We start from the raw sequence: 26,252 nt of genomic DNA, 5'->3' as shown, positions 1-26,252 counted from the left end.
GAGCGCCGTTCATTTTCTCGCGCGTTTCATAGCCGCTGCCACGGCACGACAAAGGAGCCGCCGGGCGCCTCGCCGCTGTGGAACGCGACCCGGTAGACGCGCCGCACCGTCCCGCCGCCGAGCACCTCGGCGGGTTCGCCGGAGGCGGCGACGCGCCCATGCTCCAGAAGCACGAGTTCGTCGCAGAAGCGGTGCGCGAGCGTCAGATCGTGCAGGACGACCACGACGCCCTTGCCGCCATCGGCCTCGCGCCGCAGCATCTCCATCACGGCGAGCTGGTGGTAGGGATCGAGCGCTGTCACCGGTTCGTCGGCCAGAAGCAGAGGGGCTTCGACGGCCAGCGCGCGGGCGAGAAGCACACGGCTGCGCTCGCCGCCCGATAGCGTGGCGACGGTGCGCGAGCGCAGATGGCCGATGTCGCAGCGCGCGATCGCCTCCTCCACGGCGCGGCGATCGTCTGCCGAAGGCCCGCCGAGCCTGCGATGCGGCAGGCGCCCGAGCGCGACCAGCGCCTCGACGCTCATCGCCCAGGCGACGTCGCCGCCCTGTGCCAGATAGGCGAGGGACCGGGCGCGGGCGCGGGGGGCGGTCCGGGCCTCGTCGCCGAGACGGATTTCACCGGCCTGCGGTTCGAGAAGCCCTGCAAGAAGCCGCAGGAGCGTCGTCTTGCCCGCGCCGTTCGGCCCGATCAGGCCGGTTAGGCGGCCGGGCTCGACCGCGATGTCGACGCCGTCGACGATCGTCGTGCCACCCGCGCCGTATCGCAGGCTCTTCGCCGCGAGGCGCATCAGCCATCCCTCCGCAGGCGCCAGATCAGGCTGAAGAGGAACGGCGCGCCGACGATGGCGGTGACGACGCCGAGCTTCAGTTCCGGGGTGACGGGCAGGAGCCGCACGGCGATATCGGCGCCGAGCGTCAGGAGCGCGCCGCCAAGCCCCGAAACGAGAAGGAGCCGTCCTGGCCCATGGCCGACGAGCGGGCGCAGGAGATGCGGCACGACGAGCCCGACGAAGCCGATGGCACCCGCCACCGATACGGCGCTGCCTACGGCCAGCGCGGCCCCGAGAACGAGTTGAAGGCGCAGGCGTGCGAGCCGCACGCCCATGCTGCGCGCGGTGTCCTCGCCGAGCGTCAGCGCGTCGAGCGCCGGGCCGCTCGCCAGCATCAGGGCCCAGCCGACGAGCATCAGCGGTAGCGCCAGCCAGACATGGAGGAGGCTGCGGTCGGCGAGCGAGCCCATCAGCCAGAACACGATCTCCATCACCGCATAGGGGTTGGGTGAGAGGTTGAGCGCAAGCGCCGTCATAGCACCGGCGAAGGAATTGACGGCAACGCCGGCCAGAATGAGCGTCGTCGTGCTGGCCGTGCGTCCGGCCAAGGCGAAGAGGAGCGCGGTGGCGGCAAAGGCACCTGCGATCCCGCCGAGCGGCAGAGCGAGCGCGAAGGCACCCGCCAACCCGGTGTAGAAGGTGAGGACGGCGCCCAGCGCCGCCATGCCGGAGATGCCGACAATGCCGGGTTCGGCGAGGGGATTGCGCAGGAGGCCCTGCATGGCCGCGCCCGCAAGGCCGAGCGAGAAGCCGACGAGAAACCCGAGCAGCGCGCGGGGCAGGCGGAGTTCGACGAGGACGAGCGCGGGCAGCGTCTGGCGGCCGGCCAGCGCGTCGGAGAAGGCGGCCCGAAGGTCGAGCGGCGCATAGCCGAGGGCGAGTGATGCACCGAAGGCGAGGAGGCAGAGAGCCGCGAGCGTTCCCGCGAGAGCCGGTCGCGCGATCACGATCCGCCTCCGGCGTCGCCCTTGGCATCGCGCCAGCGCGCCGCGCCATCACGCAACCTTTGGACGGCTTCGACGAGGCCGGGGCCGGGGCATGTCCACAGGCGAGAGGGCACCGCCACGATCTGCGTGCGCCCTTCGAGGCGGGCCAGCGCTGGATGGCGCAGGATCTCCGTCGCGAGCGAGGGGGCGTCGTCGTCGGCATCGACGACGAGAATGTCCGGCGCCGAGAGGACGATAGTTTCCAGCGGCACGTGCCCGTATGCCGCGATGCCGAGCTCCGTTGCGGCGTTGGAAAGGCCCGCGCGGGCGAGAAGTTCGTCGCTCAGCGAGCCGGGGCCGACCGTGAAGCCGTTGGGTTCGAGGACGAGCGCGCGGGGGCGCTCGCCTGTGGCGGCCGACGTGTCGAGCGTCGCGTGCATGTTCCCAATAATCGCCGCACCGCGCTCGCGCTGGCCGAGCGCGGTGGCAATCTCGATGATCTGATCGTAGGTTCCGTCCAGCGTCTGCGGCATGGAGAGTTCGAGGATCGGGGTGCCGATACGGCGCAGGAAGCCGCTCGCGCCCTGCGTGGTGAAGGCGCCGGTGAGAACGAGGTCCGGCGCCTGGAGGGCGATCTCCTCTGCGGCCCCGTCATTGATCGGAACCTCCGCTGCAAGAGCCGAGACGTTCGAGAGCTGCCCGTCGCGCGCAAGCGATGTCACGGAAGCGATCTGCGCGCGGTCCGCGAGACGCAGGACGAGCTCGTCCGCGCACAGATTGAGCGATGCGACGCGCGGCAGCGCCTCCTCTCCCCATGCGGTTGCCGGCCCGAAGGCGGAAAGCGCGAAAAGGAGGGGGAGGAGACGCTGCCGCATGCGCGTCAGAAGGTCAGGTTGAGGCCCGCATAGGCGGCCCGCCCCGGCGTTCCGTAGGTGAAGACTTCCTCGTAGCCCTCGTCGAAGAGGTTCTCGACGCGCCCGTAGATTTCCGCATTGTCGGTCAGCCTGTAGGAGCCGGCGACGTTCACCAGCACGTAGCTGTCGAGTTCGACAACCTGGCTGGCGAAGAACTCGTCGAAGAAGAGGTCCTTCTGGGAGCCGTTGTAGATGATGCCGAGATTGACGCCGGCGCGCTCTTCCTCGCCGAAGCGGTAATCGAGGTTCAGGCTGGCGATATCGCGCGGGCGGCGGACGAGTTCGTCGCCGTCGGCGTCCTCCCCGTTGGTGCGGGTGTAGGCCGCGCGCGCGGTCAGGCCGTCGAGGAGCTGAAGCGTCAGGCCGAGTTCCACGCCGTCGATCTTCGATTCGCCCGGCAGGTTGATCGAGGTCTGGCCCGAGCCGGTGATCAGGTTCTCGATGCGCTGGTCGAAATAGGTGGCCTCGATGAAGGCCAGCCCGTCCCAGAGAGTCTGGTCGATGCCCACGTCCCAGCCGCGCGCTTCTTCCGGCTGAAGGTCCGGGTTGCCCCGGTAGTCCTCCGAGTAGCCGTAAAGTTCGTAGAGCGTCGGGTTCTTGACGCCCGTGCCGAAAGAGGCGCGCAGCTTGGTGCCCGTCTCGAGGAAGGAATAGGCGCCCGTCAGGCGGTAGGTGTCGGCGTCCTCGAAGATGTCGTTGTCGTCATGGCGCAGGCTGCCCGTCAGCGACAGCCGGTCAGCGAAGGTCACCTGATGCTGCCCGACGAAACCCGTCGTGTCGATCGTGCGGTCGAAGGAGGAGAAGGCGTTCTCGCTGACGGCCGAGTTCTCCTCGTGCTGGATCGCGAAAGTGGAGATGTGGGTCGTGTCGAACAGGGCCGGCGTGTCGAAGGAGAAGTTCGTCTGGTAGTCGACGCGCCGCGTCTCGCCGGTGAAGCCGTAGGGTGTCGTCTCGGTGGTCGTGTCGCGCTCGTTGCGCGTGTAGCCGAGGCCGAAGATGTGGTCCCAGCGTCCGTCGAGGAGCGAGAGCTTGCCCTCGGCGCGCCCGAAGAACTGCTTGCCGTCGGTCTCGATGTCGGCATCGACCGCGCCGATGCCGCCGAAGAAGTCGTCGCCGTCGGCTTTGTAGTCCACATAGCGGCCGACGAGCGACAGCTCGAAGATTTCGCTCGGGCGAAGGTTCAGCTTGGCAAAGCCCGTGGCGTTCTCGTAGCCGTCGCGCTCCGAGTTGCCGCGCGCCTCGCTGGCGATCGAGATGCCGTCGGTGCGGTAGCCGGCCCCGCTGGCGATGAAGTCGTATGTCTCGTCGCCGGCGCTGACGGAGGCTTGGCCCATCGCCGTGCCGAAGGAGCCGCCCTCGGCACGGATGCGCACGGTGGGCGCGCCCGAACCGCGACGGGTGACGATGTTGATGACGCCGCCGATCGCGTCGGATCCGTAGAGCGCGCTCTGCGGTCCGCGCAGCACCTCGACGCGCTCCACTTCCTGAGCGAGGAGATGGGCGAAGTCGAATTCCGAATCGGCGGACGGGTCGTTGACGCGGATGCCATCGATGAGAACGAGCGTCTGGTTGCTCTCCGAGCCGCGAATGCGCACCTGCGTGAACTGGCCGACGGGCCCGGCGCGATTGACGGCGACGCCCGGAATCTCGCGCAGCACGTCGGAGACGAGACGCGTCTGGCGATGCTCCAACTCCTCGCCCTCGACAGCGGTGACGGCGCTGCCGACCTTCGTGAGGGGGGTCGGAACGAGGTTCGCCGACACGACGACCTCGTCGAGCTGGAGGCTGAAGGGCGCGGCCTCCTGGGCCGACGCGAGGCTGGGCAGCGCGGCGGATGCGCTCAGGGAAAGGGCGAGGAGGGCAGGGCGACTGGCGCTGCGGCGGAGGGAAAGCTTCGGCAAGGTCGGGCCTCGGGTCACGCGTGTGTGGCACGTCACCGCGAAACCCGGCTTCGTCCCGCACGCCCGGAGGCCATGCGGATCGATCCCCGCCTGGACACCCCGCCCGGCGCGCTCGCGTGTGACCACGGCTGACGGCAGGTCTCCTGGCTCGCGGGTCGCCGTCCGTTTCGTCGCCTTCCCGGGACCCGAAAGCCCAGTGGCTGTTGACGATGGACTCGCCGCTCACAGTTGCGGGGACAGCTGCGGCATTGATCGAGTTTCCGATCGCACCGCATTCCCTTTTGATCCCCGAGGGGAACCGTCCCTCAAGGTCTTGCGGTGTGGGGTCCGGCGCGTCAACGGCGCGCAGGCGTGTCTGCTCACGCGGGGCTGCAAGGGTTGCAGACGCGCCACTCTCGAAGAGCCGCGAGCGTAGATCGAAGTACCGTGCGCGGCGCCTATGCTGTAGAGGCGCCCGGATGGAACAGGCGGATCTTCTCATCCAGCATATCGCCGACGCGCGCGACCAGCGCATCGAACCGTTCCGCGATATCCGCGAGCGCGATCTCGTGCGGCGCGGTGGCTTTATCGCCGAGGGTTCGGTCGTGCTGGACGAACTGCTGCGCTCCGAGCGCTTCCGCCCCACGGCGCTCCTCCTCCTGCGAAACCGGCTGGAGGGTCTTCTTCCCAGGCTCGCGCGCCTCGACCGAGCGACGCCCGTCTACGTTGCCGAACGCGAAGTCTTCGACGCCATCGCGGGGTTTCCAGTCCATCGCGGCGTGATGGCCCATGCGGAGCGACGGCCGGATGCTCCCGAGCCCGATCCGGCGAGCCTTGCCCGAGCCGGCGCGCTGGTGGTCGTGGCGGCCGGCATCGCCAATCACGACAATATGGGCGCGATCTTCCGGGCGGCCTCTGCCTTCGGTGCGCGCGCGGTGTTCCTCGACGAGACCGCGTGCGACCCGCTTTACCGCAAGGCGATCCGCGTCTCGGTGGGCAGCGCGTTGACGACGCCCTTCGCGCGCCTCGGCAGCGTCGAGGCGACGGCGGATCTCCTGCAATCGGCTGGCTTCGACTGCGTGGCGCTCTCGCCTCGGGGGGAAGGGCGGCTCGACCTCTGGCGCCCGCAGGGGCCGGTGGCGCTGTTCCTCGGCGCCGAAGGGCCGGGCCTGCCGGATACGGTGATGGCGCGGCTGCGCACGCTGCGCATCGCGATGGCGCCTGGCCTCGACAGCCTCAACGTGGCGACGGCCGGCGCGATCGCGCTCCACCACGCCTACGCTTGCCGTTCGGAGCAGGACTGACGGTCGCTTCCTGCGGCTCGGCGGTGCCGAGCGCGGCGGCGCGTTCGGCAAGTGTCGGTCTGGCGCCGTCGGCGGGCCTGCCCTCCGCATTGCCCGCTTCGGCGCCATCATGGATCACCCGCGCGGCGATGGCTGACACGGCTTCCAGCACCTTGGCGTTCTCGGCGGCGCGCTCGGCGGGATCGGCCGGGCGGCGCGTCGGCACCGACAGGGCGCGCAACTCGTTTACCTTTGCGCGCTCGGCCTCGGGCAGCGAGATCGGCCCGGCCGGTGGGGAAGGCGCGTTCGCCACTGCCACCGCCGCGGGTGCGGCGGCGGGCGGGGCGTCCGACCTTTCCGCGTCGGCGGCCGCCTGCGTCGTCGTGGGCTCGCCCGTGGCCTTCGGTGCCGCAGCGCGCTGCGCGAGGATCGCCGAGAGTGCGGCGGTGGCCGTCTTCACGCGGCGATGGGCCGCTTCGTCCTCCGCGTCCTCCTCGATTTCCGGCCGCTCGTCTGCGACCGGTGCCGGCTGATCGGCTTCTTCGGTCTCTACTTCGGGAGGCGGCGTCTCGGCCTCGACGAGCTTGCGGCGGAGAAGTTCGTTCTCCGTCTCTAGGCGGGCGCGTTCGTCGTCGATCTCCCGCATGACGGCTTCGAGGTCGACAATGTCGGTGCGCAGGCTGTCGTTCTCGGCGAGTGCCCGGTCGCGCTCCACCGTCATGTCGGCGACGGCGCGCACCTGCCGCCCGACTTCAGCGCGCTCGGCGATAGCGCGCTCGGCGGCACGCTTGGAGGCCATTTCGCTGCGGCGGATCGCGACCGCCGCTTCCGCACGCGCGCGGTCCACCTCGGCGCGGATCTCGTTCATGGTCGCGGGCATGGTGGCGGCGATGTCGCGGCGGGCGAGGCGCTGGGCGTTGCGCCACAGGATCGGCACGAACAGCAGCGCTACGAGGGTCGCGACGAGAGCGCCGAGAGCGAAAACGAGGCCTGTGGCGATCATGCGGAACCTAGCGGATCAATGACAAACGGCCGGACACCGCACTTCGCTCCGATTGTGGAGCCGGTCCGGCGCCTTGGCAAGCGTGCCGCGTGAAGGGCGACGGCCGACCGCACTTTCGCACGGCCGGCCGTTCTCGCGGGGGACGCTGTCTCTGAGCATCGGCCCGCGAACCGTATCCGGTTCCCGAAAGCCGATGGGTCGATTCAACAGGTTAGAGGGACTTTGTGCGCCCGAAAGGATGCACGGCGCTCTAGAAGGGGTTCCAGGTCGGCGCGGGCGTGATCTTCAGATAGCCGAGATTGAGCCCGAGTCGGGCGCCGACGCCGGTCTTGATCGGCACGAGGATGACGTTGTCGCGCTGGAGCACGGTCATGCCGAGGCCGCCGACGAGATAGGCGTTGCCCGTGACGCCGCCGAAGCGGCCGTAGACGCCCTGCACGGACGGCAGATTGTAGATCAGCATCATCATGCGCGCGCCGTCCGCGCCGGCGTCGAGCCCGACGGAGGGGCCCTGCCAGAACAGGCGGTGTTCGCCGGCGTTCTTGGTGAAGAGCGTGCCCTCGCCGTAGCGCAGGCCGCCGATGAAGGCGCCGCCGCCCTCCTCGCCGAGGATGTAGCCGTTCGGAAGACCGAAGCGCTGGAAGGCGTTCTCGACGACGGAGGCGAGGCCGCCTGCTGTCGACCCGAAGAAGTTGTGCCCCTCCTGCACGATCTCGTCCATCGTGTAGCCGCTCTGCTGCGCGCTTGCGGGCGCGGCGAGGGCGATGGAGAGAAGCGCGGCCAGCGCGAGGACGGGAGCGGTGAAGGCCTTGAAGATTCGGATCATCGGCGCATTCCTTCGAATCCGGATGAGCGCGACCGATAGCGCGCGTCGGGGCGTGGCTCGCCCGTTACAGTCTGGGATTGGAACACGTTAAGGTTTTCAATTGCCTAACGGCGCGGCTTGAATCGGTGTCTTTCGCCGGGGGCGGAAAACGCCTTTCGATGCGCGGTTGACGCCGCTGGCCGCCCGACTCATTGTCCCGGCGGGCCGTGAAAGGCGGTGTCGCGGAAGCGATTCGCGGCGCGGAGCGCTCGGCGGACATGCCTTGCGCTGGCGGCCCGAAAGACAGGCCGGCCTCGCCGGCGCCCTCGACAATGGAGCCGAGATGATCAACCTGCCGACCCTGTCCGCGCCCGAGCTGGCCGCGCTTCTCGCCAGCCGCCTGTGCCACGACATCATCTCGCCGGTCGGCGCGGTCCAGAGCGGTCTCGAGCTCCTTGACGAGATGCCGGGCGACGAGGAGTCGATGGCGCTGGTACGCTCGTCCACCAAGAGCGCGGTCGCCAAGCTGCAATTCGCGCGCATTGCCTACGGCTCTTCCGGCTCTAGCACGGCGCAGATCGACACGGGCGACGCCAAGAGCGTGGCCGAGGGCTTCATGTCCTTCGAGCGGGCCGACTTCTCCTGGACGGGCGAGCGCGCCTATGTGCCAAAGAACATCGCCAAGCTCGTTCTCAACCTCGTCGTCATCGCAAACGCCTCCGTCCCGCGTGGCAAGGAGGTAAGGGTCGAGATCGAAAGCCTCGAGCCGCGCGTGCGCGTCGTCCTCACGGCGATAGGCAGCCCGCTGCGCGTTCCGGCGAAATTTCGCCAGCTCCTCGCCGGCGAGCCGCAGGAAGAGCCGATCGACGCGCATGGCGTGCAGCCCTACTACACGCTGCTTCTCGCCAACGAGGCGGGGCTGACGGTGACGCTCGACCAGAGCGAGGGGCAGGCGGTGTTCACCGTAGAGACCGCAAGCGCGCCGGAAGGGCCTGCGACGGCTGCCTGAGGGGCCGGCACGGGCGCGGGCGAAGGCCCGCGTTTCATGCTTTCTTTGCCATGGTCGGCAACCCGATCGCAAAACTCGGTGCCGTAACGTCGCCGCATCGTTCGATCGGGCCCGCTTGGGGCTCCGTGCCGGTGGAGGGCCGAACCATGCAGACCTGCCTCGTCATCGACGAGTTCGCGGTGGTGCGCAAGGTCGCGAGCCGCATCCTGACCCTGTCGGGCTACAACGCGCTGGTCGCCGACACGCTGGAGCAGGCGATCGGCATGATCGCCGAAGCCGGCACAGTGGATATCGTCGTCGTGTCGGCAACGCTTCCGGATGCGTCGGTGGACGATGCGGTGCGGCGCGTGCGCCAGGAGCCCGGCGCGTCGCGCGCGATCGTTCTGGCATCCCTGGTGGAAGCCAATCTCGGGCTTATGACGCGCGCCAAGCGCGCGGGCGCGCTCGGCTTCATCTACCGTCCCTTCGACCGCGAGAGCCTGACGGGCTGGCTGCGCGCCTACGCGCCCGCCGAAGAAGCCAAGACCCGCGAGCTGGCCTGAAACGAGAAAGGCCCGCGCGAGGCGGGCCCTTCGGATCTTCTGGATGCGCCTCGCGTCAGGCGGCGCGGGTGCCTTCCTCGGGCTCGCGCAGCACGTAACCGCGACCCCAGACGGTCTCGATGTAGTTCTTGCCCTCGGTCGCGGTCGACAGCTTCTTGCGCAGCTTGCAGATGAAGACGTCGATGATCTTCAGCTCGGGCTCGTCCATGCCGCCATAGAGGTGGTTGAGGAACATTTCCTTGGTGAGCGTCGTGCCCTTGCGGAGCGAAAGCAGCTCCAGCATGGCGTATTCCTTGCCGGTGAGGTGGACGCGCTGGCCGTTGACCTCGACGGTCTTGGCATCGAGATTCACCGTCAGGTCGCCCGTGTTGATGACCGACTGGGCGTGGCCCTTGGAGCGGCGCACGATGGCGTGGATGCGCGCCACCAACTCGTCCTTGTGGAAGGGCTTGGTCATGTAGTCGTCGGCGCCGAAGCCGAGGCCCCGTACCTTGTCCTCGATGCCGGCCATGCCGGAGAGGATGAGGATCGGCGTCTTCACCTTGGAAAGGCGCAGCGTGCGCAGCACCTCGTAGCCCGACATGTCCGGAAGGTTCAGGTCAAGCAGGATGATGTCGTAGTCGTAGAGCTTGCCGAGGTCGACGCCCTCTTCGCCGAGGTCGGTCGTGTAGACGTTGAAGCTCTCGGATTTGAGCATCAGTTCGATGCTCTGCGCGATCGCGCTGTCATCTTCGATCAAAAGAACGCGCATCCAGTTTCCCTCTCCGTCGATCCGCCCGCGCCCTCGCGCGCCGCCGATCACAGTTCGTCTCTCAGCCGTCGATGATCGTGACATTGAATGGTTAACGAAGCCTTCCGTAACCATTCCGTCAGCGGGACGGGCAGCGTGTCACGGCTGCGAAATCCCCGGCATCTCCGGCCACCCGACCGATCCTTCGGGCACGCAAACCCCTTCTGCGAAGGAGATGGCGCGCTTTGTCCCGAAGCGATTTACCCGGCCTTAAGTCGTCGACCCTAGGATTAACGTTGCACGTAAACAGACGGTTAAGCGTTTAGCCGCCGAGCCTTGCCCGAAGCCGCAGCGCTGGAGGCGAACCTCGTGCGCAAAGCCAAGGCCGCAGAAGGGGCTTCTTCGATGAGCAAGCGAGACAGTCTTGTCAGGCTGATGAAGTTCAAGACGGGCGAGAAGCGCCGCCAGGTCGACCAACTCCAGATGATGATGGGCGAGTTCGAGCGCATGGCGAGCGAACTCGACGCCCAGATCTCGAGCGAAGAGAAGAAGGCCGGCATCAGCGACGTGAACCACTTCGCCTATCCGACCTTCGCCAAGGCTGCCCGCACGCGCCGCGACAACCTCATGGATTCCGTGAAGGACCTTCGCGGCCAGATGAGCGCGGCGAACATCGCGCTTGAGGAGGCCGAGGCGGAACTCGCCCACGCCGAGAAGCTCGAGCAGCGCGACCAGATGGACGAGCGCCGCTCCGCTTCCGCCTGAGGCTTTGCGGAACGATCCCGGCCGGTGCCTGCGGCACCGGCCCGAGAGTCGTGTCCTGTCTTCCGAAAGCTGACGCGTCGGACAGAATGACGGAGCGACTTTCGAGTGTCTCAAAGGACGCGCGTCGCTCCTCGCAGCGCCGGCCACCTGTCAGCGTCCCGGCGTGATCCGCCGGAGGGGCGCGCCGGACGGTTCCGGCACCATTCGCCTCGCGATCCCGTATGCCATCTCGACAACTTGCGCGCTGATCGCGCCGTTCCTGTCTCCAGGCCAGCCGCTTTGCCGCGCGTCCCGAGGGTCTTGCTTCCCGAGTAAAACCTGAAAGAAAAAAGCCGGCGCAGGCGCCGGCTTCCCCATCAGCCTCGTGGGCCGGACCTTCAGTGGTGAAGGTCGATCTTCTTGCGGTACTCCTGAAGCTGCGTCGTGCGCAGGCCCGCAAGGCCGTGCTGGTCGATGGACACCTGCCAGGACAGGAACTCCTCCACCGTCAGCGTATAACGGGAGCAGGCCTCGTCGAGGCTCAGAAGGCCGCCGCGCACAGCCGCCACCACTTCCGCCTTGCGGCGGATCACCCAGCGACGGGTGTTGGACGGGGGAAGATCGGCGATCGTCAGCGGGCTCCCATCGGGCCCGATGACGTACTTCACTCTGGGTCTAACCTGATCGGTCATTGAACTCTCTACACAACGCAAGACCTAATCGCCAAAAGACCTTAGGCGTCGTCGGCTGAAGAATTCGCTAAACGGCCGGCAAGGATTCGATAACAACTTGAGGCAGCCCCTGAACGGCGCGCGTAAGGCACTGTCCTGCCATGCGGTTGTCGCATTCGCTCGCCCTTTGCATTAGATGAGTTCGAGGCGCAAAAAGGCGCCGCGCCCACTCGAACCCCATGCCCGATGAGATGACCGCCGTGACCAACAGCCTCGATTTCGGCAAGCCGCCCGCGCAGACGCGCGTCGTCGTCGCCATGTCGGGCGGCGTCGATTCCTCCGTGACGGCGGCGATCCTGAAGGCCGAGGGCTACGACGTCGTCGGCATCACCCTTCAACTGTACGACGGTGGCGCGACGCCGCGCCGCGCCGGCGCCTGCTGCGCGGGGCAGGACATCCATGACGCGCGCCGCACGGCAGAGATCCTGAAGATCCCTCACTATGTCCTCGATTACGAGCAGAAGTTCCGCGAGCAGGTGATTGATCCCTTTGCGGAAAGCTATCTGGCGGGCGAGACGCCGATCCCGTGCGTCGCCTGCAACCAGACCGTCAAGTTCAAGGATCTCCTGAACACCGCGATGGATCTGGGCGCCGATTGCATGGCGACGGGCCACTACATCGACTCGCGCCAGTCCGGGGGGCACCGGGCGCTCTTCCGCCCCGCCGACCTGGACCGCGACCAGAGTTATTTCCTGTATGCGACGACGCAGGCCCAGGTGGACTTCCTGCGTTTTCCGCTCGGCGCGCTGACGAAGCCGCAGGTCCGTGAGATCGCCGAGCGCCACGGCCTCGGCGTCGCCGCCAAGCCCGACAGTCAGGACATCTGCTTCGTTTCCAAGGGCAGCTACGCTGACGTCATCGCCAAGCTTCGCCCGAGCGCAGGCGAGCCGGGAGACATCGTCCACGTCGACGGGCGCACGCTCGGCCGCCACGAGGGCATCGTCCATTTCACCGTCGGCCAGCGAAAGGGGCTCGGTGTCTCCGCGGGCGAGCCGCTCTACGTGGTGGCGATCGATCCGGCGACGCGCACCGTTACCGTCGGCCCGCGCGAGGCGCTGCGGGTGGGGCGTCTGTCGCTGCGCGACGTCAACTGGCTGGGCGAGGGCGGTTTCGCTGAGGCCGCCTCGCTTGGCAAGGATCTCTTCGTGAAAGTTCGCTCCACCCGCCCGCCGGCGCCCGCGCGCCTTGTGGTGGAGGACGGGGCGCCGCTGGTCGAACTCGCCGGCGGCGAGGACGGAGTGTCGCCGGGCCAGGCCTGCGTGTTCTACTCGGGCGAAGGCGCCGGCGCGCGCGTTCTGGGCGGCGGCGTCATCGCCCGCACCGTGCGCGAAGCGGCGCTGAAGGCCGCCTGACGTTTCAGGAGAGGGGCGAGGCGGCCGCGAGGATGCGGACGGTCTCCACGGCTTCCGCCGCTCCCGTCTCGGGCTGCGCGCGCGAGGTGATGCACGACAGGAAATGGCGCAGCTCGCGGTCGAGCGGCAGGCCCGGCACGGTCTCCAGATACTCCGGATCGGCGTTGTGCATGGCGAAGGCCGCGCCCTCGCGCCAGACGCGGTGGGCATGGAGCGCGAGCTTCTGTCCCTCGGGCGCCAGATCGTCGAAGGTGATCATTCCCGCGTCGCCGACCACGGTGAAGCGACGGTCTCGGAACGGCGACACGCGCGAGACATGGACCTCGGCCGAAAGCCCCGACGGGAAGTCGAGGCGGATGTCGGCGACGTCCGTCTCGTCGCTCAGGACCGTGCGGCGCAAGGCCTCGATCGATGATGGCGCCTCGCCGGCGATCTTCAGGACGAGCGAGAGGTCATGCGGGGCGAGGTCCCACACCGCATCCATGCCAAGGAAACGTCCGAGGCCGAGGCGCGTCGAGATGACGTGCCGGCCCTTGCCGATGCGCCCCGCCTCGACCGCCTCGCACAGCGCCTCGAACACCGGGTGAAAGCGCAGGACATGGCCCACCATCAGGATGCGGCCGCGCGCATGCGCGAGATCGGCGGTCGCCTGCGCGTCTGCGACGTCGAGCGCGATCGGCTTCTCGATCAGAACGTCCTTGCCGGCCTCGATCGCCTTGCGCCCCATCGGCCCGTGCAGGCGAGGGGGCAGCGCAAGGACCACGGCGTCGATGGCGGGATCGGCGAGGATGTCCTCGGCGGATCGCGCGGGCACGCCGGCGCGGCTCGAGATTTCGGCCGCGCGCTCCGCGTTGCCGTCTGCGATGGCTGCGAGCGCGCCGAGTTCCTTCAGCGTGCGGACGTGGTTCTGGCCCCATTGGCCGCAGCCGATGACAGCGATGGAATGATCGGACATGATGCCTCGTCTGAAACGAACGAGGCAGGGCCTAGCCCTCGCGGCCGCGCGAGGCAAGGCGAAGGGCTCGCTTGAATTCTTGACAGGCGGGCGCCGCTGTCCCTATACGGGCGCTCATCGCGGCGCGCCCCTGGGGGAGCGCCGAGCGGACACTTGGCCTCGGCCGCATTCCGCATGGCAGCGTAGCTCAGTTGGTTAGAGCACCGGACTCATAACCCGGGGGTCGGCAGTTCAAGTCTGCCCGCTGCTACCACCTCTCCATCCGTCATCTTGACCTGTCGCATTGTCGTGCGAATGACACAGGCGTGATAAATTCCGCCGCGTACCCCTTGCCGGCCTTGCACGCGATAGCGCCTCGCCGTGGAGGGTGTTCGGAGCATGCGTTAAGAATGGCGCAGGGGCAGGTGGTCCTGCCGGGCAGGGAATCGGAGGCGCGACGAGATGAAGAGGTTCATGATCGGATCCGCCGCGCTGGCGCTTGTCCTCATCCTCGGCGTCTCGCTCGGCTACTGGCATTTCGGCGGCATCCTGCCGCGCACGGGCGAGGAGGCCCGCGAGATCGCGCCCGCCTCCACACCGGCGGAGAGCGGGGCTTTGCCCGCGGTGGCCGAAGCGCGTGAAGGGTCGGCGGGAACCGAATCCGACACGGCAGACGCTGGCGCGCCGACGTCGGACGCCGGCCCTGAAGAAGCCGCCGCGACGTCCGATGGCCCGAGCTTCGAGCTCCTGCGCGTCGATCCGGACGGGCAGGCCGTCGTCGCGGGTGTCGCACTGCCCGGTTCGCAGGTTCTCCTGCGCCGCGCCGGGCAGGTGATCGCGCAGGACACGGCCGGGGCGGGCGGCGATTTTGCCATGATGCTCGACGAGGCGCTGCCGGTCGGCGATCACACGCTCCAGCTCGAATCGCAAGGGGAGGGCGGCGAGACGACGCTGTCCGCGCAGACCGCCATCGTCAGCGTGCCGCCACGCGGCCGCGAGAGCGAACTGATGGTGATGATCGAGACGACGGACGCGCCTTCGCAGCTTCTCGTCACGCCAACGCCGCAGGTTGCGCGGGCCGCGCCGGAGGCATTACCCGTATCCGAACAGACCGTGGTCGCCTCGGCGCCCCAGGGCGACATCTCGCAGGCCCCCGCACCCATGGCAGCGGCGCCCGTGGAGAGCGTCGCCGCACCCATCGCTTCCGCCAGGCCGTTGGACCTCGCCATCGCTGCGGTGGAGATCGAGGACGAACGCATCTACGTCGCCGGCACACGCAAGCCGGGATCGACGGTTCGCATCTATGTTGATGACGCTTTCGTCGCAGAGGCGGAGCGCGGCGAGAGCGCCGAGTTCCTGGCCTCCGCGCAGGCCGAGGTGCCAACCGGTTCGCGAATCGTGCGCGCCGACGAGATCGACGCGGCGGGCGACGTCGTCTCGCGCGTCGAGGTGCCGTTCGAGCGGCCGGAAGGCCGGGACGTCTCGGCGCTCGCGGTCCCGGCCGTTGACGGCGAGGACGCGCCGGTGCAGGCCGCGCTTGAGCCGGTGGAGGGGCGCGTCATCATCCGGCGCGGCGACACGCTCTGGCGCATCTCGCGCGACACCTACGGGCGCGGCGCGCGCTACACCGTGATCTATCTTGCCAATGGGGACCAGATCCGCGACCCGGACCTGATCTATCCCGGCCAGATCTTCCGCATGCCGCAGGACGAGACGGCGGCTGCCGGCGGCTGATGTCCACGCCGAGGGTGGCCGTTCGCGCGCCTGCGCTTTAGAAGGGCTCCGAGCACCGGCTGACCGGCGCCTGAGGCACGAGACTTTTCCCCATGGCATCCGACGATCCGCGCGCCGTTTCCGGTGATTCCGGCGCGATCTTCCGCACCCTGAATAACCTGTGGCCCTACATGTGGCCGCACGACAGGCCGGATCTTCGCGCGCGCGTGGCCTGGGCGAGCTTCTATCTCGTCCTCGCCAAGCTCCTGACGGTCGCGATCCCGTATTTCTACAAATGGGCGACCGATTCTCTGAACGACGTCGCGCCGTCCGACTGGCTGCCGCTGTTCCTGACGGGTGCGATCACACTCGTCGTCGCCTACAACGTGGTGCGCGTCGTATCGGTCGGCTTCAACCAGTTGCGCGACGCCCTGTTCGCGTCCGTCGGGCAGTATGCGGTGCGCCGGCTCGCCTTCCGCACCTTCGTCCACATGCACGAGCTTTCGCTGCGTTTCCATCTGGAGCGTCGGACGGGCGGTCTCTCGCGCATCATCGAGCGCGGCACCAAGGGCATCGAGACGATCGTGCGCTTCACGATCCTCAACTCGGTGCCCACGGTCCTCGAATTCGCGCTGACGGCGGTCATCTTCGGCTTCGCCTACGGCCTGTCCTACGTCGTCGTCATCGCCGCGACGATCTTCCTCTACGGCTGGTTCACCATCCGAGCGAGCGACTGGCGCATCGCGATTCGGCGCGAGATGAATGACTCCGACACCGAGGCGAACACCAAGGCGATCGATTCGCTCCTGAACTTCGAGACCGTGAAGTATTTCGGCAACGAGGCGATGGAGGCAGAGCGGTTCGACCGCTCCATGGCGCGCTACGAGCGCGCCGCGACGCAGACCTGGACCTCGCTCGGCTGGCTGAACTTCGGCCAGGGCGTCATCTTCTCGATCGGCATGGGCATCGTGATGGTGATGAGCGCGCTCGAGGTGCGGGCGGGCACACAGACGCTCGGCGACTTCGTCTTCGTGAACGCGCTGCTCATGCAGCTTTCCGTGCCGCTCAACTTCATCGGTTTCGTCTACCGCGAAATCCGGCAGGGGCTGACCGACATGGAGAACATGTTCGATCTCCTGCAGGTGCGCCGCGAGGTGGTGGACGCGCCGGCTGCGCCACCGCTGCAGGTGAGCCATGGCGCGATCCGCTTCGAGGACGTGCGCTTTTCCTACGACCCTGACCGCGAGATCCTGAAGGGCATCTCCTTCGAGGTGCCGCCGGGCAAGTCGGTGGCCATCGTCGGCCCGTCCGGCGCCGGCAAGTCCACGATCTCGCGGCTTCTCTTCCGCTTCTACGACGTGACGAGCGGGCGCATCTCGATCGACGGGCAGGACATCGCGGGCGTCGCGCAGAACTCGCTGCGCGCGGCGATCGGCATCGTGCCGCAGGATACGGTGCTCTTCAACGACACCATCGCCTACAATATTCGCTACGGGCGGGTGGACGCGGCCGAGGACGAGGTCCGCCAGGCCGCCGAGCGCGCGCAGATCCAAAGCTTCATCGAGGCGCTGCCGCAGGGCTTCGAGACGATGGTGGGCGAGCGCGGTCTCAAGCTCTCGGGCGGCGAGAAGCAGCGGGTCGCGATCGCCCGCACGCTCCTGAAAGCTCCACCGATCCTGATCCTGGACGAGGCGACCTCCGCACTCGACACACACACCGAGCAGGAGATCCAGTCGGCGCTCGATCTCGTCTCGCGCAACCGCACGACGCTGACTATCGCGCATCGCCTGTCGACGATCGTCGCGGCCGACGAGATCCTGGTGCTGCGCGCCGGCGAGATCGTCGAGCGCGGCGCGCATCCCGAACTGATGGCCGCTGGCGGGCTCTATGCCGAGATGTGGGCCATGCAGCGCGAGGCGAGCGAGGCGGAGGAGACGCTTCGCCGCGCCCGCGAGGCCGACGAGGCGGGCATTCTCGAGCGCCGCCGCTTGAACGATCCGGCCGCGCAGGCCGGAACCACCGGCGACGAGACGCCTTGAACAGAGCAACGTTGTTTTCTATCCGCTCGGGGTTGGTGCCACACGCCACCAACCCCGACGGCCGCCAGACAAGGATACCGCCTCTCCGATGGACATGATCCAGTCGATCCGCAACGTCCTCGTGCCGGTCCACCGGCAGGGCTACCCGTTCATCGCGACCTTCCTCGTCGCCGCTGTGCTGCTCGGCCTGCTGTGGGAGCCGCTCTTCTGGCTCGGCCTGATCCTGACGCTTTGGTGCGCCTATTTCTTCCGCGACCCCGAGCGCGTGACGCCGCAGGCTGGCGACATCGCGGTCAGCCCCGCGGACGGCAAGGTCTCCTTCGTCGGACCCGTCGTGCCGCCGGTCGAGCTCGGCCTGCCTGCCGAGCCCATGCTGCGCGTCTCGATCTTCATGAACGTCTTCGACTGCCACATCAATCGCGCCCCGGTGCGCGGGCGCGTCGCACGCATGGTCTATCGCGAGGGCGAGTTCAGGAACGCCGAGCTCGACAAGGCCAGCGAGGTCAACGAACGCTCCTCGATGGTGATCGAGGGACCGCATGGCCAGATCGGCGTCGTGCAGATCGCCGGTGCCGTCGCACGACGGATCGTGCCGTTCTGCGCGGCCGGCGACGCGCTCGAGGCCGGCCAGCGCTTCGGCCTTATTCGCTTCGGCTCGCGGCTCGACATCTATTTCCCGGCCGGGACCGTAGCGCGTGTCGGCGAGGGGCAGAAGGCGGTGGCTGGCGAGACCGTGATCGCCTCGTTCGGGGAGGGCCTGGCGAACTGGTCCTTCCGCAAGGACTGAGCGCGATGGAGCCGAAAGACGAGAGCGAGGAGGAGAGCCGCTTCGGCCCGATGGCGATGCGAGCGCGCATCCCCGTGCGCCAGATCGTGCCGAACCTCGTCACCATCCTGTCCATCTGCGCCGGTATGACGGGTATGCGCTTCGCCTTCGAGGGACGAATCGAGATGGCGGTCGCGCTTGTCCTCGGCGCGGCGTTCCTCGACGGGATCGACGGGCGCATCGCGCGCCTCGTCAACGGCCAGAGCCGCTTCGGGGCGGAAATGGATTCGCTGGCGGATATCGTCAATTTCGGCGTGGCGCCGGCCATGCTGCTCTACGCCTTCACCCTGCACGACGCCGGTGCGATCGGCTGGACGGCGGCGCTTCTCTATGCCGCAGGCTCGGCGCTTCGCCTCGCGCGCTTCAACACGATGCTGGACGAGCCGAACCGTCCTGCCTGGAAGAGCGCCTATTTCGTCGGCGTGCCGGCCCCGGCGGGCGCGGCGCTCGCGCTCTTTCCGATCTATCTCGGCCTTCTGTCGCAGAAGACGGGCTTCCCGGAGCTGACGGCGGCCGTCGCCTCGATCTATCTCGTCGGCATCGGCCTTCTGATGGCGAGCCGCATCCCGACCTATTCGGGCAAGACCATCGGCTTGCCTTTGAAACGCGAATGGGTCGTGCCCTTCATGCTTCTGGTCGTGTTCTACATCGCGATGCTGCTGGCCTATCCGTGGCAGACGCTGTCGCTGTCGACGCTGGCCTACTTCGTCTCGATCCCCTTCTCGATCCGTTCCTATCGCCGCGCACAGCGTCGCCACGCGGAGGGGTAGAGGCGGGGCCTCAGTCCGGGTCGCGGTAGGTCAGGAAGCGGTTCTGGCGCACGTCGAAGAGGCGGCCCGTCTCGGTGGTCTCATCGGTCAGAAGCGGCAACACGCTCGCGGCGACCTCGGCAGGCGAGGGCAGAGTCTGCGGATCCTCGCCGGGCATTGCCAGCGCACGCATCGCCGTGCGCGTGGCGCCCGGATTGACGGAGTTGACGCGCAAGGGCAGCGAGCGCGTCTCGTTCGCCCAGCTCTTCACCATCGCCTCTCCCGCGGCCTTGGTGGCGGCGTAGAGCCCCCAATAGGCCTTGGCAGAATGCGCCGCGCCCGACGACATCACGACGGCGCGCCCGGCGGGAGCCGCGCGCAGAAGAGGATCGGCCGTGCGGATCAGGCGCCATGTCGCGTCGACGTTCAGGCGCATCGTCTTGTCGAACACCTTCGCCTGGATATGCCCGATGGGCGCGAGGACACCGAGCGCGCCGGCATTGACGACGAGCGCGTCGAGCTTGCCCCAACGCTCGTGGATCGCGCCGCCGAGCCGGTCGATCCCGGCCATGTCGGTTAGGTCGAGCGGCACGAGCGTGGTGGCGCCGCCCGCCGCGCGGATCTCGTCGTCGAGGTCCTCGAGGCCGCCCACCGTGCGTGCGACGGCGACGACATGTGCCCCTTCGGCAGCCAGAAGCTTGGCGAGCTGGTAGCCGATCCCGCGCGATGCGCCCGTTACCAGCGCGACGCGCCCCTGCAGTCTTCCGGTCATGAATGGTCCTTGAAAAGCGTCGTCAGCCGTTGCCGGCCATCAGCGCGAGCCGGCGCACATTGTTGTGGGTCGTCGCGTCGCGGTCCACGAGGCGCGTGGGATAGTCACCGGTGAAGTAATGGTCGGTGAACTGCGGCTTCGCCGGATCGCGCGGGCGCCCGCCGACGGCGCGGTAGAGCCCGTCGATCGAGAGGAACTGCAGGGAGTCGGCCCCGATGAACCGGCACATGGATTCGAGGTCCGGATGCTGGTTGGCGAGGAGGTTCTCCGCGTCCGGCGTGTCGATGCCGTAGAAGTCCGGGTGGAAGATCATCGGGCTCGCGACGCGGATATGCACTTCGCTGGCGCCCGCGTCGCGCATCATCTGCACGATCTTCACCGAAGTCGTGCCGCGCACGATGGAATCGTCGATGAGGACGACCCGCTTGCCCTCGATCATCGCGCGGTTGGCCGAATGCTTCAGCTTCACGCCGAAAGCGCGGATCTGCTGCGTCGGCTCGATGAAGGTACGCCCGACATAATGGTTGCGGATGATGCCGTATTCGAACGGAATGCCGCTCGCCTGCGCGAAACCCAGCGCGGCCGGCGTGCCGCCGTCTGGTACGGGCACGACGACGTCGGCCTCGACCGGTGCCTCCGCTGCGAGGTTCTCGCCCATCTTCTTGCGCGCGACATAGACGCTTCGCCCGCCGACGACCGAATCCGGCCGGGCGAAATAGACGTACTCGAACAGGCAGATGCGTTCGGGACGCTTCACCTGCGCCTTGCGCGCATCGATCGTGATCGAGCCGTCGGGCTGGATCTCGCAGATCACGACCTCGCCGTTCTCCACGTCGCGCACGAACTTGGCGCCGATGATGTCGAGCGCGCAGGTCTCGGAGGCGAAGATCGGCTTGCCGTCGAGTTCGCCCATGACGAGCGGGCGCACGCCGTTCGGATCGCGCGCGGCGATCAGCTTGGTGCGCGTCAGCGCCAGCATCGCGTAGCCGCCCTCGACCTGCGCGATGGCGTCGGCGAAGCGCTCGCCGGAGGAGGCGAGCTTGGAGCGGGCGATGAGGTGAAGGACGACTTCGGTGTCGGAGGTCGACTGGCAGATCGCGCCGGACGCGATCAGGTTGCGGCGCAGCGTCAGGCCGTTGGTGAAGTTGCCGTTGTGGGCGATGGCGATGCCGCCGTCGTGCAGCTCGGCGAAAAGCGGCTGGACGTTGCGCAGGATCGTCTCGCCGGTCGTCGAGTAGCGCACATGGCCGATCGACATGTGGCCGGGCAGACGGGCGAGGGTGGCGGGGTCCGTGTAATGGTCGCCCACCAGCCCCATGCGGCGTTCCGAATGGAACTGCGAGCCGTCGAAGGAGACCATGCCGGCCGCTTCCTGCCCGCGATGCTGGAGCGCGTGGAGGCCGAGCGCCGTCAGCGTCGCGGCGTCGGGATGGCCGAGAATTCCGAAGACGCCGCACTCCTCGTGGAGGGTGTCGTCGTCGAGACCGAAAGGCGTCTCTTCCATGGGGATCACTCGCTTCGCCGGCTGGGGCTCGTTGAGGGTTCGCCGCTCATATGGGAGCGTTCATGCGGTAAACAAAAGAACCTGCCGCGAGGCGCCCCCGCGGCAGATCGTTTCCTGACTTCCCCCCGAAGCCTGGCGGTCAGTTGGCCGGCGGCTCTTCGGCGGCGGGCTGTCCGGCGCCTTCGATCGCGTCCTCGATCGTGACGGGCGAGCCGTCGGTCGCGGGCGCCGGCTCCGGCGCGCCGAAGCGCTCGCGGATCGTCTCCTCGGGATTTTCCGGCAGGGCCGCGATCAGGCGGTTGCCGAGATCGTCGAGCGTCGGCTTGGAGTAGGCGTTCGCCACCCATTCGGGCTGGTTCTCCGGCGTCAGCCAGTTGAAGAACACCATCGCAACGACGACAAGGAGCAGGCCGCGTGCGGCGCCGAACAGAAAGCCGAGCGTGCGGTCGAGCGGGCCGATGCGGCTGTCGATGATGAAATCGGCGATGCGCAGCGTGATGAAGGACACGATGATCAGCGCCACGAGGAAGATGCCGAGCGCGGAGGCCGCCATCGCGGCCGTGTCGGAGTTGATGTACTCGCGTGCGAAGGGCGTCAGCGTCGGATAGAAGAAGAAGGCGGCGGCAGCGGCCGCGATCCAGGCGACGATCGACAGGATCTCGCGCGAGAAGCCGCGCACCATGGCCAGGATCGCCGAGATCAGCATGATGGCGATCAGGATCGCGTCGAGAAGCGTGACGGTCATTCCGGTCCTTGGTCTCTCTTCATCGCCCGCAAGCACGGCGGCTCGTGACGATCAGTCTTACACTCGCGGATGCGGCGAAAATCAAGCGTCCGTTTGCGCGGGCGCGGATGCGATGTGGGCGACGAGGTGGGCGAGGGTCTCGATCTCCTGCACGCCGAGGCCCCTCGTGGCCGCGGCTTCCGCCCCGGCCGAGGGCAGGACGGCGCGCGCGAAGCCGAGCTTCTGCGCTTCCTTCAGCCGCTGGCCGCCATGCGCGACGGGGCGCACGGCGCCCGACAGCGAAATCTCGCCGAAATACACGCAGTCCGCCGGCAAAGCCTTGCCCGACAGGGACGAGACCAGCGCCGCCGCGACTGCCAGATCGGCCGCCGGCTCATTGATCCGGTAGCCGCCGGCGACGTTGAGATAGACGTCGTGCTGGCCGAGCCGCACGCCGCAATGCGCCTCCAGCACCGCCAGCACCATGGCGAGGCGCGGCTGGTCCCATCCCAGCACCGAGCGACGCGGGGTGCCGAGCGCGGAGGGCGCGACGAGCGCCTGTATCTCGACGAGGATCGGCCGCGTGCCTTCCATGCCGCCGAAAACGGCCGCCCCCGGCGCCTTGTCGTTGCGCTCGCCGAGGAAGAGCTCGGACGGGTTCGACACCTCGCGCAGGCCCGAATCGCCCATCTCGAAGACGCCGATCTCGTCGGTCGCGCCGAAGCGGTTCTTCACCGTGCGCAGGATGCGGTAGTGGTGTCCGCCTTCGCCCTCGAAGTAGAGCACCGCGTCGACCATGTGCTCGACGACGCGCGGGCCGGCGATCTGGCCTTCCTTGGTGACGTGGCCGACGAGGATTACGGCCGCGCCGGAGGACTTGGCGTAGCGGATGAGGGCCTGCGCGCCCGCGCGCACCTGAGTGACGGTGCCGGGGGCCGATTCGGCGATGTCCGTCCACACGGTCTGGATGGAATCGATGATGACGAGATCCGGTCGCCGCGATGCCGTCAGGGTCGCGAGGATGTCCTCGACATTGGTTTCGGCCATCAGCTCGACGGAGGTGTCGGCCGCCTTGAGCCTCTGGGCGCGTAGGCGCACCTGCGCCACCGCTTCCTCGCCCGAGACGTAGACGACCTTGTGCCCGCCGCGCGCGAGCGCCGCGGCCGCCTGCATCAGCAGCGTTGATTTGCCGATGCCGGGATCGCCGCCGACGAGGAGTGCCGAGCCGCGCACGAAGCCGCCGCCGGTGACGCGGTCGAGTTCGGCGATGCCGGAGACGACGCGTGGCGCTTCCTCGGCTTCGCCGGACAGCCCGACGAGCGCGGCCACGCGTCCCTTGCGGCGTCCGCGCGTCATGCCGGCCGGGCCGCCGCCGATGCCGCCCGTCTCGTTCTCCTCGACGATGGTGTTCCACTCGCCGCACGCGTCGCAGCGGCCCTGCCAGCGCGCGGTGACAGCGCCGCAGTTCTGGCAGATGAAGGTCGCCTTGGCCTTCGCCATCAGACCCACTGGCGCTGGACGCGCGAGCCCATCGAGGTCAGCATCTCATAGGCGATCGTGCCGGCGTGCCGGGCCGTCTCGTCCACGCTGACATTCGGGCCGAACACCTCGACAGCGTCGCCGGGCGCAAGCGCGTCCTCCGGCACGTCGGTGACGTCGATCGTGGTGAGGTCCATCGAGACGCGGCCGATCACCGGTACACGGCGCCCGGCTGCGAACATCTGCGGGCCGGTGGCGCCGTCCGGTGCCGAGGCGCTGCGCAGGTAGCCGTCGGCATACCCGATGCCGAGCGTCGCGATACGGCGGCGCGCCTTCAGCTTCGCCGTCGCGCCATATCCGATCGCCTCGCCTTTCGCCGCCCAGCGGATCTGGAGGACGTGCGCCTGAAGCGTCACGACCGGGCGCAGCGTGCCGTCGCCGTCGAGGGCCGTCTCGCCGCCATAGAGCGCGATGCCCGGCCGCGTCAGGTCGAAGTGGTAGTCGGGCCCGAGGAAGACGCCGGCCGAATTGGCGAGCGAGCGCCCGACATGGGGAAACAGAGCCGATAGTGCGCGGAAACGCTCGAGCTGGACGACGCTCTGCCCGGACGCAGGATCGTCTCCGCTCGCCAGATGGCTCATCACGAGGGCGAGGTCGATCGCGCCCTCGCGCGCCAGCTTCGCGGCGGCCCTGGCGTCCTCCTCGTCGAGGCCGAGGCGGTTCATTCCGGTCTCGAGCTGGACGGCGCAGACACCTGGAAAGCTGCCGAGCGCGGCCTCGCGCCACAGCGCAACATCGTCCGGCGTCGAAAGGACCGGGATCAGCCGGTGCAGCCGGCAGAGGGCGGCCGCCTGCGCGTCGAGCCCCTGCAGCACGAAAACGCGGAAGTTCTTGCCCGGCATCGCCTCGCGAATGCGCACGCCTTCCTCGGCCCAGGCGACGAAGAAGTCGCGGCAGCCTGCGCCGAACAAGGCCTTTGCCGCCATTTCCGCGCCCAGCCCGTAGGCGTCGGCCTTTACCGCCGCGCCCGTTCGCGCCTGCCCGCTGCGGATGGCGACCGAGCGCCAGTTCGACTTCAGCGCCCAGCCGTCGATCCGCGCGACGGGGCGCCGGCCCAGGGCCGGGGCTGCATGAAGGCCGGAAGAGGCCACTGCGGACTGGGTACTCATCGTCTTCTCGTCTGCTACTCGAAGCGCTCGGGAAGGTGGGTGTCTTCGGCCAGGTCGGTGAAGCGCGTGAACTCGGCCTGGAAGGCGAGAGGAACGGTGCCGGTGGGGCCGTGGCGCTGCTTTGCGATGATGACCTCGGCCTTGCCGCGCGCGTCGTTCATCTCCTGCTGCCATTTGAGATGCTCGTCGGTGCCGGCCTTCGGCTCCTTGCTCTGGAGATAGTACTCCTCGCGGTACACGAACATGACGACGTCGGCGTCCTGCTCGATCGAGCCCGATTCGCGAAGGTCGGAGAGCTGCGGTCGCTTGTCATCGCGGTTCTCGACCTGACGAGAGAGCTGCGACAGCGCGATGATCGGCACGGACAGCTCCTTGGCCAGCGCCTTCAGGCCGGTGGTGATCTCGGTGATCTCCTGCACGCGGTTGGTCGAGTTCTTGGACGAGCCCTGCATGAGCTGCACGTAGTCGATCACCATCACGTCGAGCCCGCGCTGGCGCTTAAGGCGGCGCGCGCGCGCCGAGAGCTGGGCGATGGAGATGCCGCCCGTCTGGTCGATGTAGAGCGGGGCGCGCTGCATCATCTCGGTGCAGGCGACGAGCTTGGAGTATTCGGCGTCGGTGATGTTGCCGCGCCGGATCTTCGACGAGGAGACCTCGCTCTGCTCGGAGATGATGCGCGTGGCGAGCTGTTCGGCACTCATTTCCAGCGAGAAGAAGCCGACGACGCCGCCGTTCTTGGCCTTGAAGGTGCCGTCGGCCTGTTCGGCCGGCTCGTAGGCGCCGGCGATGTTGAAGGCGATGTTGGTGGCGAGCGACGTCTTGCCCATCGCCGGGCGTCCGGCGAGGATGATGAGATCGGAGGGCTGCAGGCCGCCCATGCGCCGGTCGAGCTCGCGGATGCCGGACGAGATGCCCGAAAGGCCACCGTCGCGGTCCTTGGCCGCGCCCGCCATCTCGATCGCCAGCGCCATCGCGTCGGTGAAGGACTGGAAGCCGCCGTCGTAGCGGCCGGTCTCGGCCAGTTCGAACAGGCGCCGCTCGGCATCCTCGATCTGGGCCTTCGGCTCCATGTCGAGCGGTGCGTCGAAGGCGACGTTGACCATGTCCTCGCCGATGCGGATCAGCGAGCGGCGCAGCGCGAGGTCGTAGATGGCCCGGCCGTAGTCGGCGGCGTTGATGATCGTCGTGGCCTCGGCCGCGAGGCGCGCGAGATACTGCGCGACGGTGATGTCGCCGACGCGGTCGTTGGCGGCCAGGAAGGTCTTGATCGTGACCGGATTGGCGATCTTGCCCATGCGGATCATCTGCGACGTCTTGTCGAAGATGTCCCGGTGCAGGGGCTCGTAGAAATGGTCCGGCTTCAGGAAGTCGTGGACGATGTAATAGGCGTCGTTGTTGACGAGGATGGCGCCGAGCAGCGCCTGCTCGGCCTCGATGTTGCCGGGCGCCTCGCGATGGAGTGGGGCACCCTGGTCACCCTGATGCCGGGCATCGTCTCCCTCGAACTTGCGTGCCGCTTCGGCCATCGGCTGGCACTCCTGTCGTCGGTCGTTCCCGGTACGCGCGTGGCACCGTTGCGACCCTATCTAATGCC

The 26,252-nt window shown here is 68.2% G+C and carries 24 protein-coding genes, 1 tRNA gene and 1 riboswitch; of the genes, 10 read left to right on the top strand and 15 right to left on the bottom strand.

Annotation, left to right across the window (positions count from 1 at the left end; translation table 11 throughout):
* Positions 1-26: 26 nt before the first annotated feature.
* Genes H1343_RS12935 through H1343_RS12920 form a run of 4 tightly spaced genes read right to left on the bottom strand, consistent with a single transcriptional unit; the run spans position 27 to position 4,571 of the window.
* Positions 27-788 carry an ABC transporter ATP-binding protein gene (locus H1343_RS12935; protein WP_185983285.1) on the bottom strand — a complete coding sequence of 254 codons (762 nt, stop codon included), beginning with the start codon at positions 786-788 and terminating at the stop codon, positions 27-29.
* Entirely contained in the window at positions 788-1,777 is a 990-nt protein-coding gene (locus H1343_RS12930; protein ID WP_425484587.1) for a FecCD family ABC transporter permease, read from the bottom strand. The genes H1343_RS12935 and H1343_RS12930 overlap by 1 nt, the downstream gene beginning before the upstream one ends.
* Positions 1,774-2,631 carry an ABC transporter substrate-binding protein gene (locus H1343_RS12925; protein ID WP_185983284.1) on the bottom strand — a complete coding sequence of 286 codons (858 nt, stop codon included), beginning with the start codon at positions 2,629-2,631 and terminating at the stop codon, positions 1,774-1,776. Before H1343_RS12925 ends, H1343_RS12930 begins: the two co-directional genes overlap by 4 nt.
* A gap of 5 nt (positions 2,632-2,636) precedes the next feature.
* On the bottom strand, positions 2,637-4,571 hold the full coding sequence (locus H1343_RS12920) for a TonB-dependent receptor plug domain-containing protein (RefSeq protein WP_185983283.1): 1,935 nt from the start codon (positions 4,569-4,571) through the stop codon (positions 2,637-2,639).
* 116 nt (positions 4,572-4,687) lie between these two features.
* Positions 4,688-4,889, bottom strand: a riboswitch (cobalamin riboswitch).
* 140 nt (positions 4,890-5,029) lie between these two features.
* Between H1343_RS12920 and H1343_RS12915 the strand changes: the two genes are divergently transcribed.
* Entirely contained in the window at positions 5,030-5,854 is an 825-nt protein-coding gene (locus tag H1343_RS12915) for a TrmH family RNA methyltransferase (protein ID WP_185983282.1), read from the top strand.
* On the opposite strand, the gene H1343_RS12910 is transcribed toward H1343_RS12915, so the two are convergent.
* Complete coding sequence (locus H1343_RS12910) at positions 5,787-6,836, bottom strand: hypothetical protein (protein WP_185983281.1); 1,050 nt, start codon at positions 6,834-6,836, stop codon at positions 5,787-5,789. The genes H1343_RS12915 and H1343_RS12910 overlap by 68 nt on opposite strands.
* Positions 6,837-7,086: 250 nt before the next feature.
* Complete coding sequence (locus H1343_RS12905) at positions 7,087-7,662, bottom strand: DUF1134 domain-containing protein (RefSeq protein WP_185983280.1); 576 nt, start codon at positions 7,660-7,662, stop codon at positions 7,087-7,089.
* Positions 7,663-7,984: 322 nt separating this feature from the next.
* Here H1343_RS12905 and chpT point away from each other — a divergent pair, with 322 nt between their 5' ends.
* Both chpT and H1343_RS12895 read left to right on the top strand, forming a co-directional pair.
* The gene (gene chpT / locus H1343_RS12900; protein WP_185985651.1) at positions 7,985-8,650 is read left to right on the top strand and encodes a histidine phosphotransferase ChpT; all 666 of its coding nucleotides are present in this window, start codon (positions 7,985-7,987) and stop codon (positions 8,648-8,650) included.
* A 146-nt stretch (positions 8,651-8,796) separates the two neighbouring features.
* Positions 8,797-9,192: a response regulator gene (locus tag H1343_RS12895; RefSeq protein ID WP_185983279.1), complete on the top strand. Its 396-nt coding sequence runs from the start codon at positions 8,797-8,799 to the stop codon at positions 9,190-9,192.
* 55 nt (positions 9,193-9,247) lie between these two features.
* Here H1343_RS12895 and ctrA read toward each other — a convergent pair whose 3' ends face one another.
* Positions 9,248-9,943, bottom strand: coding sequence for a response regulator transcription factor CtrA (gene ctrA, locus H1343_RS12890; RefSeq protein ID WP_185983278.1), 696 nt, complete (start codon positions 9,941-9,943; stop codon positions 9,248-9,250).
* Positions 9,944-10,327: 384 nt separating this feature from the next.
* Here ctrA and H1343_RS12885 point away from each other — a divergent pair, with 384 nt between their 5' ends.
* On the top strand, positions 10,328-10,687 hold the full coding sequence (locus tag H1343_RS12885) for a flagellar FliJ family protein (RefSeq protein WP_185983277.1): 360 nt from the start codon (positions 10,328-10,330) through the stop codon (positions 10,685-10,687).
* A 377-nt stretch (positions 10,688-11,064) separates the two neighbouring features.
* Here H1343_RS12885 and sciP read toward each other — a convergent pair whose 3' ends face one another.
* On the bottom strand, positions 11,065-11,358 hold the full coding sequence (gene sciP, locus H1343_RS12880) for a CtrA inhibitor SciP (RefSeq protein ID WP_185983276.1): 294 nt from the start codon (positions 11,356-11,358) through the stop codon (positions 11,065-11,067).
* A gap of 218 nt (positions 11,359-11,576) precedes the next feature.
* Here sciP and mnmA point away from each other — a divergent pair, with 218 nt between their 5' ends.
* Complete coding sequence (gene mnmA / locus H1343_RS12875) at positions 11,577-12,749, top strand: tRNA 2-thiouridine(34) synthase MnmA (RefSeq protein ID WP_246333053.1); 1,173 nt, start codon at positions 11,577-11,579, stop codon at positions 12,747-12,749.
* 4 nt (positions 12,750-12,753) lie between these two features.
* On the opposite strand, the gene H1343_RS12870 is transcribed toward mnmA, so the two are convergent.
* Complete coding sequence (locus H1343_RS12870; RefSeq protein WP_185983275.1) at positions 12,754-13,704, bottom strand: Gfo/Idh/MocA family protein; 951 nt, start codon at positions 13,702-13,704, stop codon at positions 12,754-12,756.
* Positions 13,705-13,880: 176 nt separating this feature from the next.
* Between H1343_RS12870 and H1343_RS12865 the strand changes: the two genes are divergently transcribed.
* From H1343_RS12865 to pssA, 5 genes are all read left to right on the top strand, one after another.
* Positions 13,881-13,957: transfer RNA gene (locus H1343_RS12865), tRNA-Met, on the top strand.
* 200 nt (positions 13,958-14,157) lie between these two features.
* Positions 14,158-15,417 carry a LysM peptidoglycan-binding domain-containing protein gene (locus H1343_RS12860; protein WP_185983274.1) on the top strand — a complete coding sequence of 420 codons (1,260 nt, stop codon included), beginning with the start codon at positions 14,158-14,160 and terminating at the stop codon, positions 15,415-15,417.
* Positions 15,418-15,509: 92 nt separating this feature from the next.
* Positions 15,510-17,435, top strand: a complete 1,926-nt coding sequence (locus H1343_RS12855; protein WP_185983273.1) for an ABCB family ABC transporter ATP-binding protein/permease — start codon at positions 15,510-15,512, stop codon at positions 17,433-17,435.
* Positions 17,436-17,523: 88 nt separating this feature from the next.
* Complete coding sequence (locus tag H1343_RS12850; protein ID WP_185983272.1) at positions 17,524-18,222, top strand: phosphatidylserine decarboxylase; 699 nt, start codon at positions 17,524-17,526, stop codon at positions 18,220-18,222.
* Positions 18,223-18,227: 5 nt separating this feature from the next.
* Positions 18,228-19,031 (top strand): CDP-diacylglycerol--serine O-phosphatidyltransferase, encoded by an 804-nt coding sequence (gene pssA / locus H1343_RS12845; protein WP_185983271.1) that lies wholly within the window; start codon positions 18,228-18,230, stop codon positions 19,029-19,031.
* Positions 19,032-19,041: 10 nt separating this feature from the next.
* On the opposite strand, the gene H1343_RS12840 is transcribed toward pssA, so the two are convergent.
* From H1343_RS12840 to H1343_RS12815, 6 genes are all read right to left on the bottom strand, one after another.
* Positions 19,042-19,782, bottom strand: a complete 741-nt coding sequence (locus tag H1343_RS12840) for an SDR family NAD(P)-dependent oxidoreductase (protein ID WP_185983270.1) — start codon at positions 19,780-19,782, stop codon at positions 19,042-19,044.
* Positions 19,783-19,804: 22 nt separating this feature from the next.
* Positions 19,805-21,286 carry an amidophosphoribosyltransferase gene (gene purF, locus H1343_RS12835; RefSeq protein WP_185983269.1) on the bottom strand — a complete coding sequence of 494 codons (1,482 nt, stop codon included), beginning with the start codon at positions 21,284-21,286 and terminating at the stop codon, positions 19,805-19,807.
* A gap of 139 nt (positions 21,287-21,425) precedes the next feature.
* On the bottom strand, positions 21,426-22,031 hold the full coding sequence (locus H1343_RS12830; RefSeq protein WP_185983268.1) for a CvpA family protein: 606 nt from the start codon (positions 22,029-22,031) through the stop codon (positions 21,426-21,428).
* Between the two features lie 81 nt (positions 22,032-22,112).
* On the bottom strand, positions 22,113-23,510 hold the full coding sequence (gene radA, locus H1343_RS12825) for a DNA repair protein RadA (RefSeq protein ID WP_185983267.1): 1,398 nt from the start codon (positions 23,508-23,510) through the stop codon (positions 22,113-22,115).
* The gene (gene alr / locus H1343_RS12820; protein WP_185983266.1) at positions 23,510-24,658 is read right to left on the bottom strand and encodes an alanine racemase; all 1,149 of its coding nucleotides are present in this window, start codon (positions 24,656-24,658) and stop codon (positions 23,510-23,512) included. The genes radA and alr overlap by 1 nt, the downstream gene beginning before the upstream one ends.
* Before the next feature lie 14 nt (positions 24,659-24,672).
* Positions 24,673-26,184: a replicative DNA helicase gene (locus H1343_RS12815; protein WP_185983265.1), complete on the bottom strand. Its 1,512-nt coding sequence runs from the start codon at positions 26,182-26,184 to the stop codon at positions 24,673-24,675.
* Positions 26,185-26,252 lie beyond the last annotated feature (68 nt).

The sequence above is a fragment of the Aureimonas mangrovi genome, from assembly GCF_014058705.1.
Taxonomy (GTDB): domain Bacteria; phylum Pseudomonadota; class Alphaproteobacteria; order Rhizobiales; family Rhizobiaceae; genus Aureimonas; species Aureimonas mangrovi.
This window is presented reverse-complemented; position numbering and strand designations above follow the sequence as displayed.

What these genes read in the sequence shown, in the direction of transcription:
- H1343_RS12935 (WP_185983285.1), bottom strand. Translation starts at nt 788, where the DNA reads ATGCGCCTCGCGGCGAAGAGCCTGCGATACGGCGCGGGTGGCACGACG.
- H1343_RS12925 (WP_185983284.1), bottom strand. Translation starts at nt 2,631, where the DNA reads ATGCGGCAGCGTCTCCTCCCCCTCCTTTTCGCGCTTTCCGCCTTCGGG.
- H1343_RS12915 (WP_185983282.1), top strand. Translation starts at nt 5,030, where the DNA reads ATGGAACAGGCGGATCTTCTCATCCAGCATATCGCCGACGCGCGCGAC.
- H1343_RS12910 (WP_185983281.1), bottom strand. Translation starts at nt 6,836, where the DNA reads ATGATCGCCACAGGCCTCGTTTTCGCTCTCGGCGCTCTCGTCGCGACC.
- H1343_RS12905 (WP_185983280.1), bottom strand. Translation starts at nt 7,662, where the DNA reads ATGATCCGAATCTTCAAGGCCTTCACCGCTCCCGTCCTCGCGCTGGCC.
- chpT (WP_185985651.1), top strand. Translation starts at nt 7,985, where the DNA reads ATGATCAACCTGCCGACCCTGTCCGCGCCCGAGCTGGCCGCGCTTCTC.
- H1343_RS12895 (WP_185983279.1), top strand. Translation starts at nt 8,797, where the DNA reads ATGCAGACCTGCCTCGTCATCGACGAGTTCGCGGTGGTGCGCAAGGTC.
- ctrA (WP_185983278.1), bottom strand. Translation starts at nt 9,943, where the DNA reads ATGCGCGTTCTTTTGATCGAAGATGACAGCGCGATCGCGCAGAGCATC.
- H1343_RS12885 (WP_185983277.1), top strand. Translation starts at nt 10,328, where the DNA reads ATGAGCAAGCGAGACAGTCTTGTCAGGCTGATGAAGTTCAAGACGGGC.
- sciP (WP_185983276.1), bottom strand. Translation starts at nt 11,358, where the DNA reads ATGACCGATCAGGTTAGACCCAGAGTGAAGTACGTCATCGGGCCCGAT.
- mnmA (WP_246333053.1), top strand. Translation starts at nt 11,577, where the DNA reads ATGCCCGATGAGATGACCGCCGTGACCAACAGCCTCGATTTCGGCAAG.
- H1343_RS12870 (WP_185983275.1), bottom strand. Translation starts at nt 13,704, where the DNA reads ATGTCCGATCATTCCATCGCTGTCATCGGCTGCGGCCAATGGGGCCAG.
- H1343_RS12860 (WP_185983274.1), top strand. Translation starts at nt 14,158, where the DNA reads ATGATCGGATCCGCCGCGCTGGCGCTTGTCCTCATCCTCGGCGTCTCG.
- H1343_RS12855 (WP_185983273.1), top strand. Translation starts at nt 15,510, where the DNA reads ATGGCATCCGACGATCCGCGCGCCGTTTCCGGTGATTCCGGCGCGATC.
- H1343_RS12850 (WP_185983272.1), top strand. Translation starts at nt 17,524, where the DNA reads ATGGACATGATCCAGTCGATCCGCAACGTCCTCGTGCCGGTCCACCGG.
- pssA (WP_185983271.1), top strand. Translation starts at nt 18,228, where the DNA reads ATGGAGCCGAAAGACGAGAGCGAGGAGGAGAGCCGCTTCGGCCCGATG.
- H1343_RS12840 (WP_185983270.1), bottom strand. Translation starts at nt 19,782, where the DNA reads ATGACCGGAAGACTGCAGGGGCGCGTCGCGCTGGTAACGGGCGCATCG.
- purF (WP_185983269.1), bottom strand. Translation starts at nt 21,286, where the DNA reads ATGGAAGAGACGCCTTTCGGTCTCGACGACGACACCCTCCACGAGGAG.
- H1343_RS12830 (WP_185983268.1), bottom strand. Translation starts at nt 22,031, where the DNA reads ATGACCGTCACGCTTCTCGACGCGATCCTGATCGCCATCATGCTGATC.
- radA (WP_185983267.1), bottom strand. Translation starts at nt 23,510, where the DNA reads ATGGCGAAGGCCAAGGCGACCTTCATCTGCCAGAACTGCGGCGCTGTC.
- alr (WP_185983266.1), bottom strand. Translation starts at nt 24,658, where the DNA reads ATGAGTACCCAGTCCGCAGTGGCCTCTTCCGGCCTTCATGCAGCCCCG.
- H1343_RS12815 (WP_185983265.1), bottom strand. Translation starts at nt 26,184, where the DNA reads ATGGCCGAAGCGGCACGCAAGTTCGAGGGAGACGATGCCCGGCATCAG.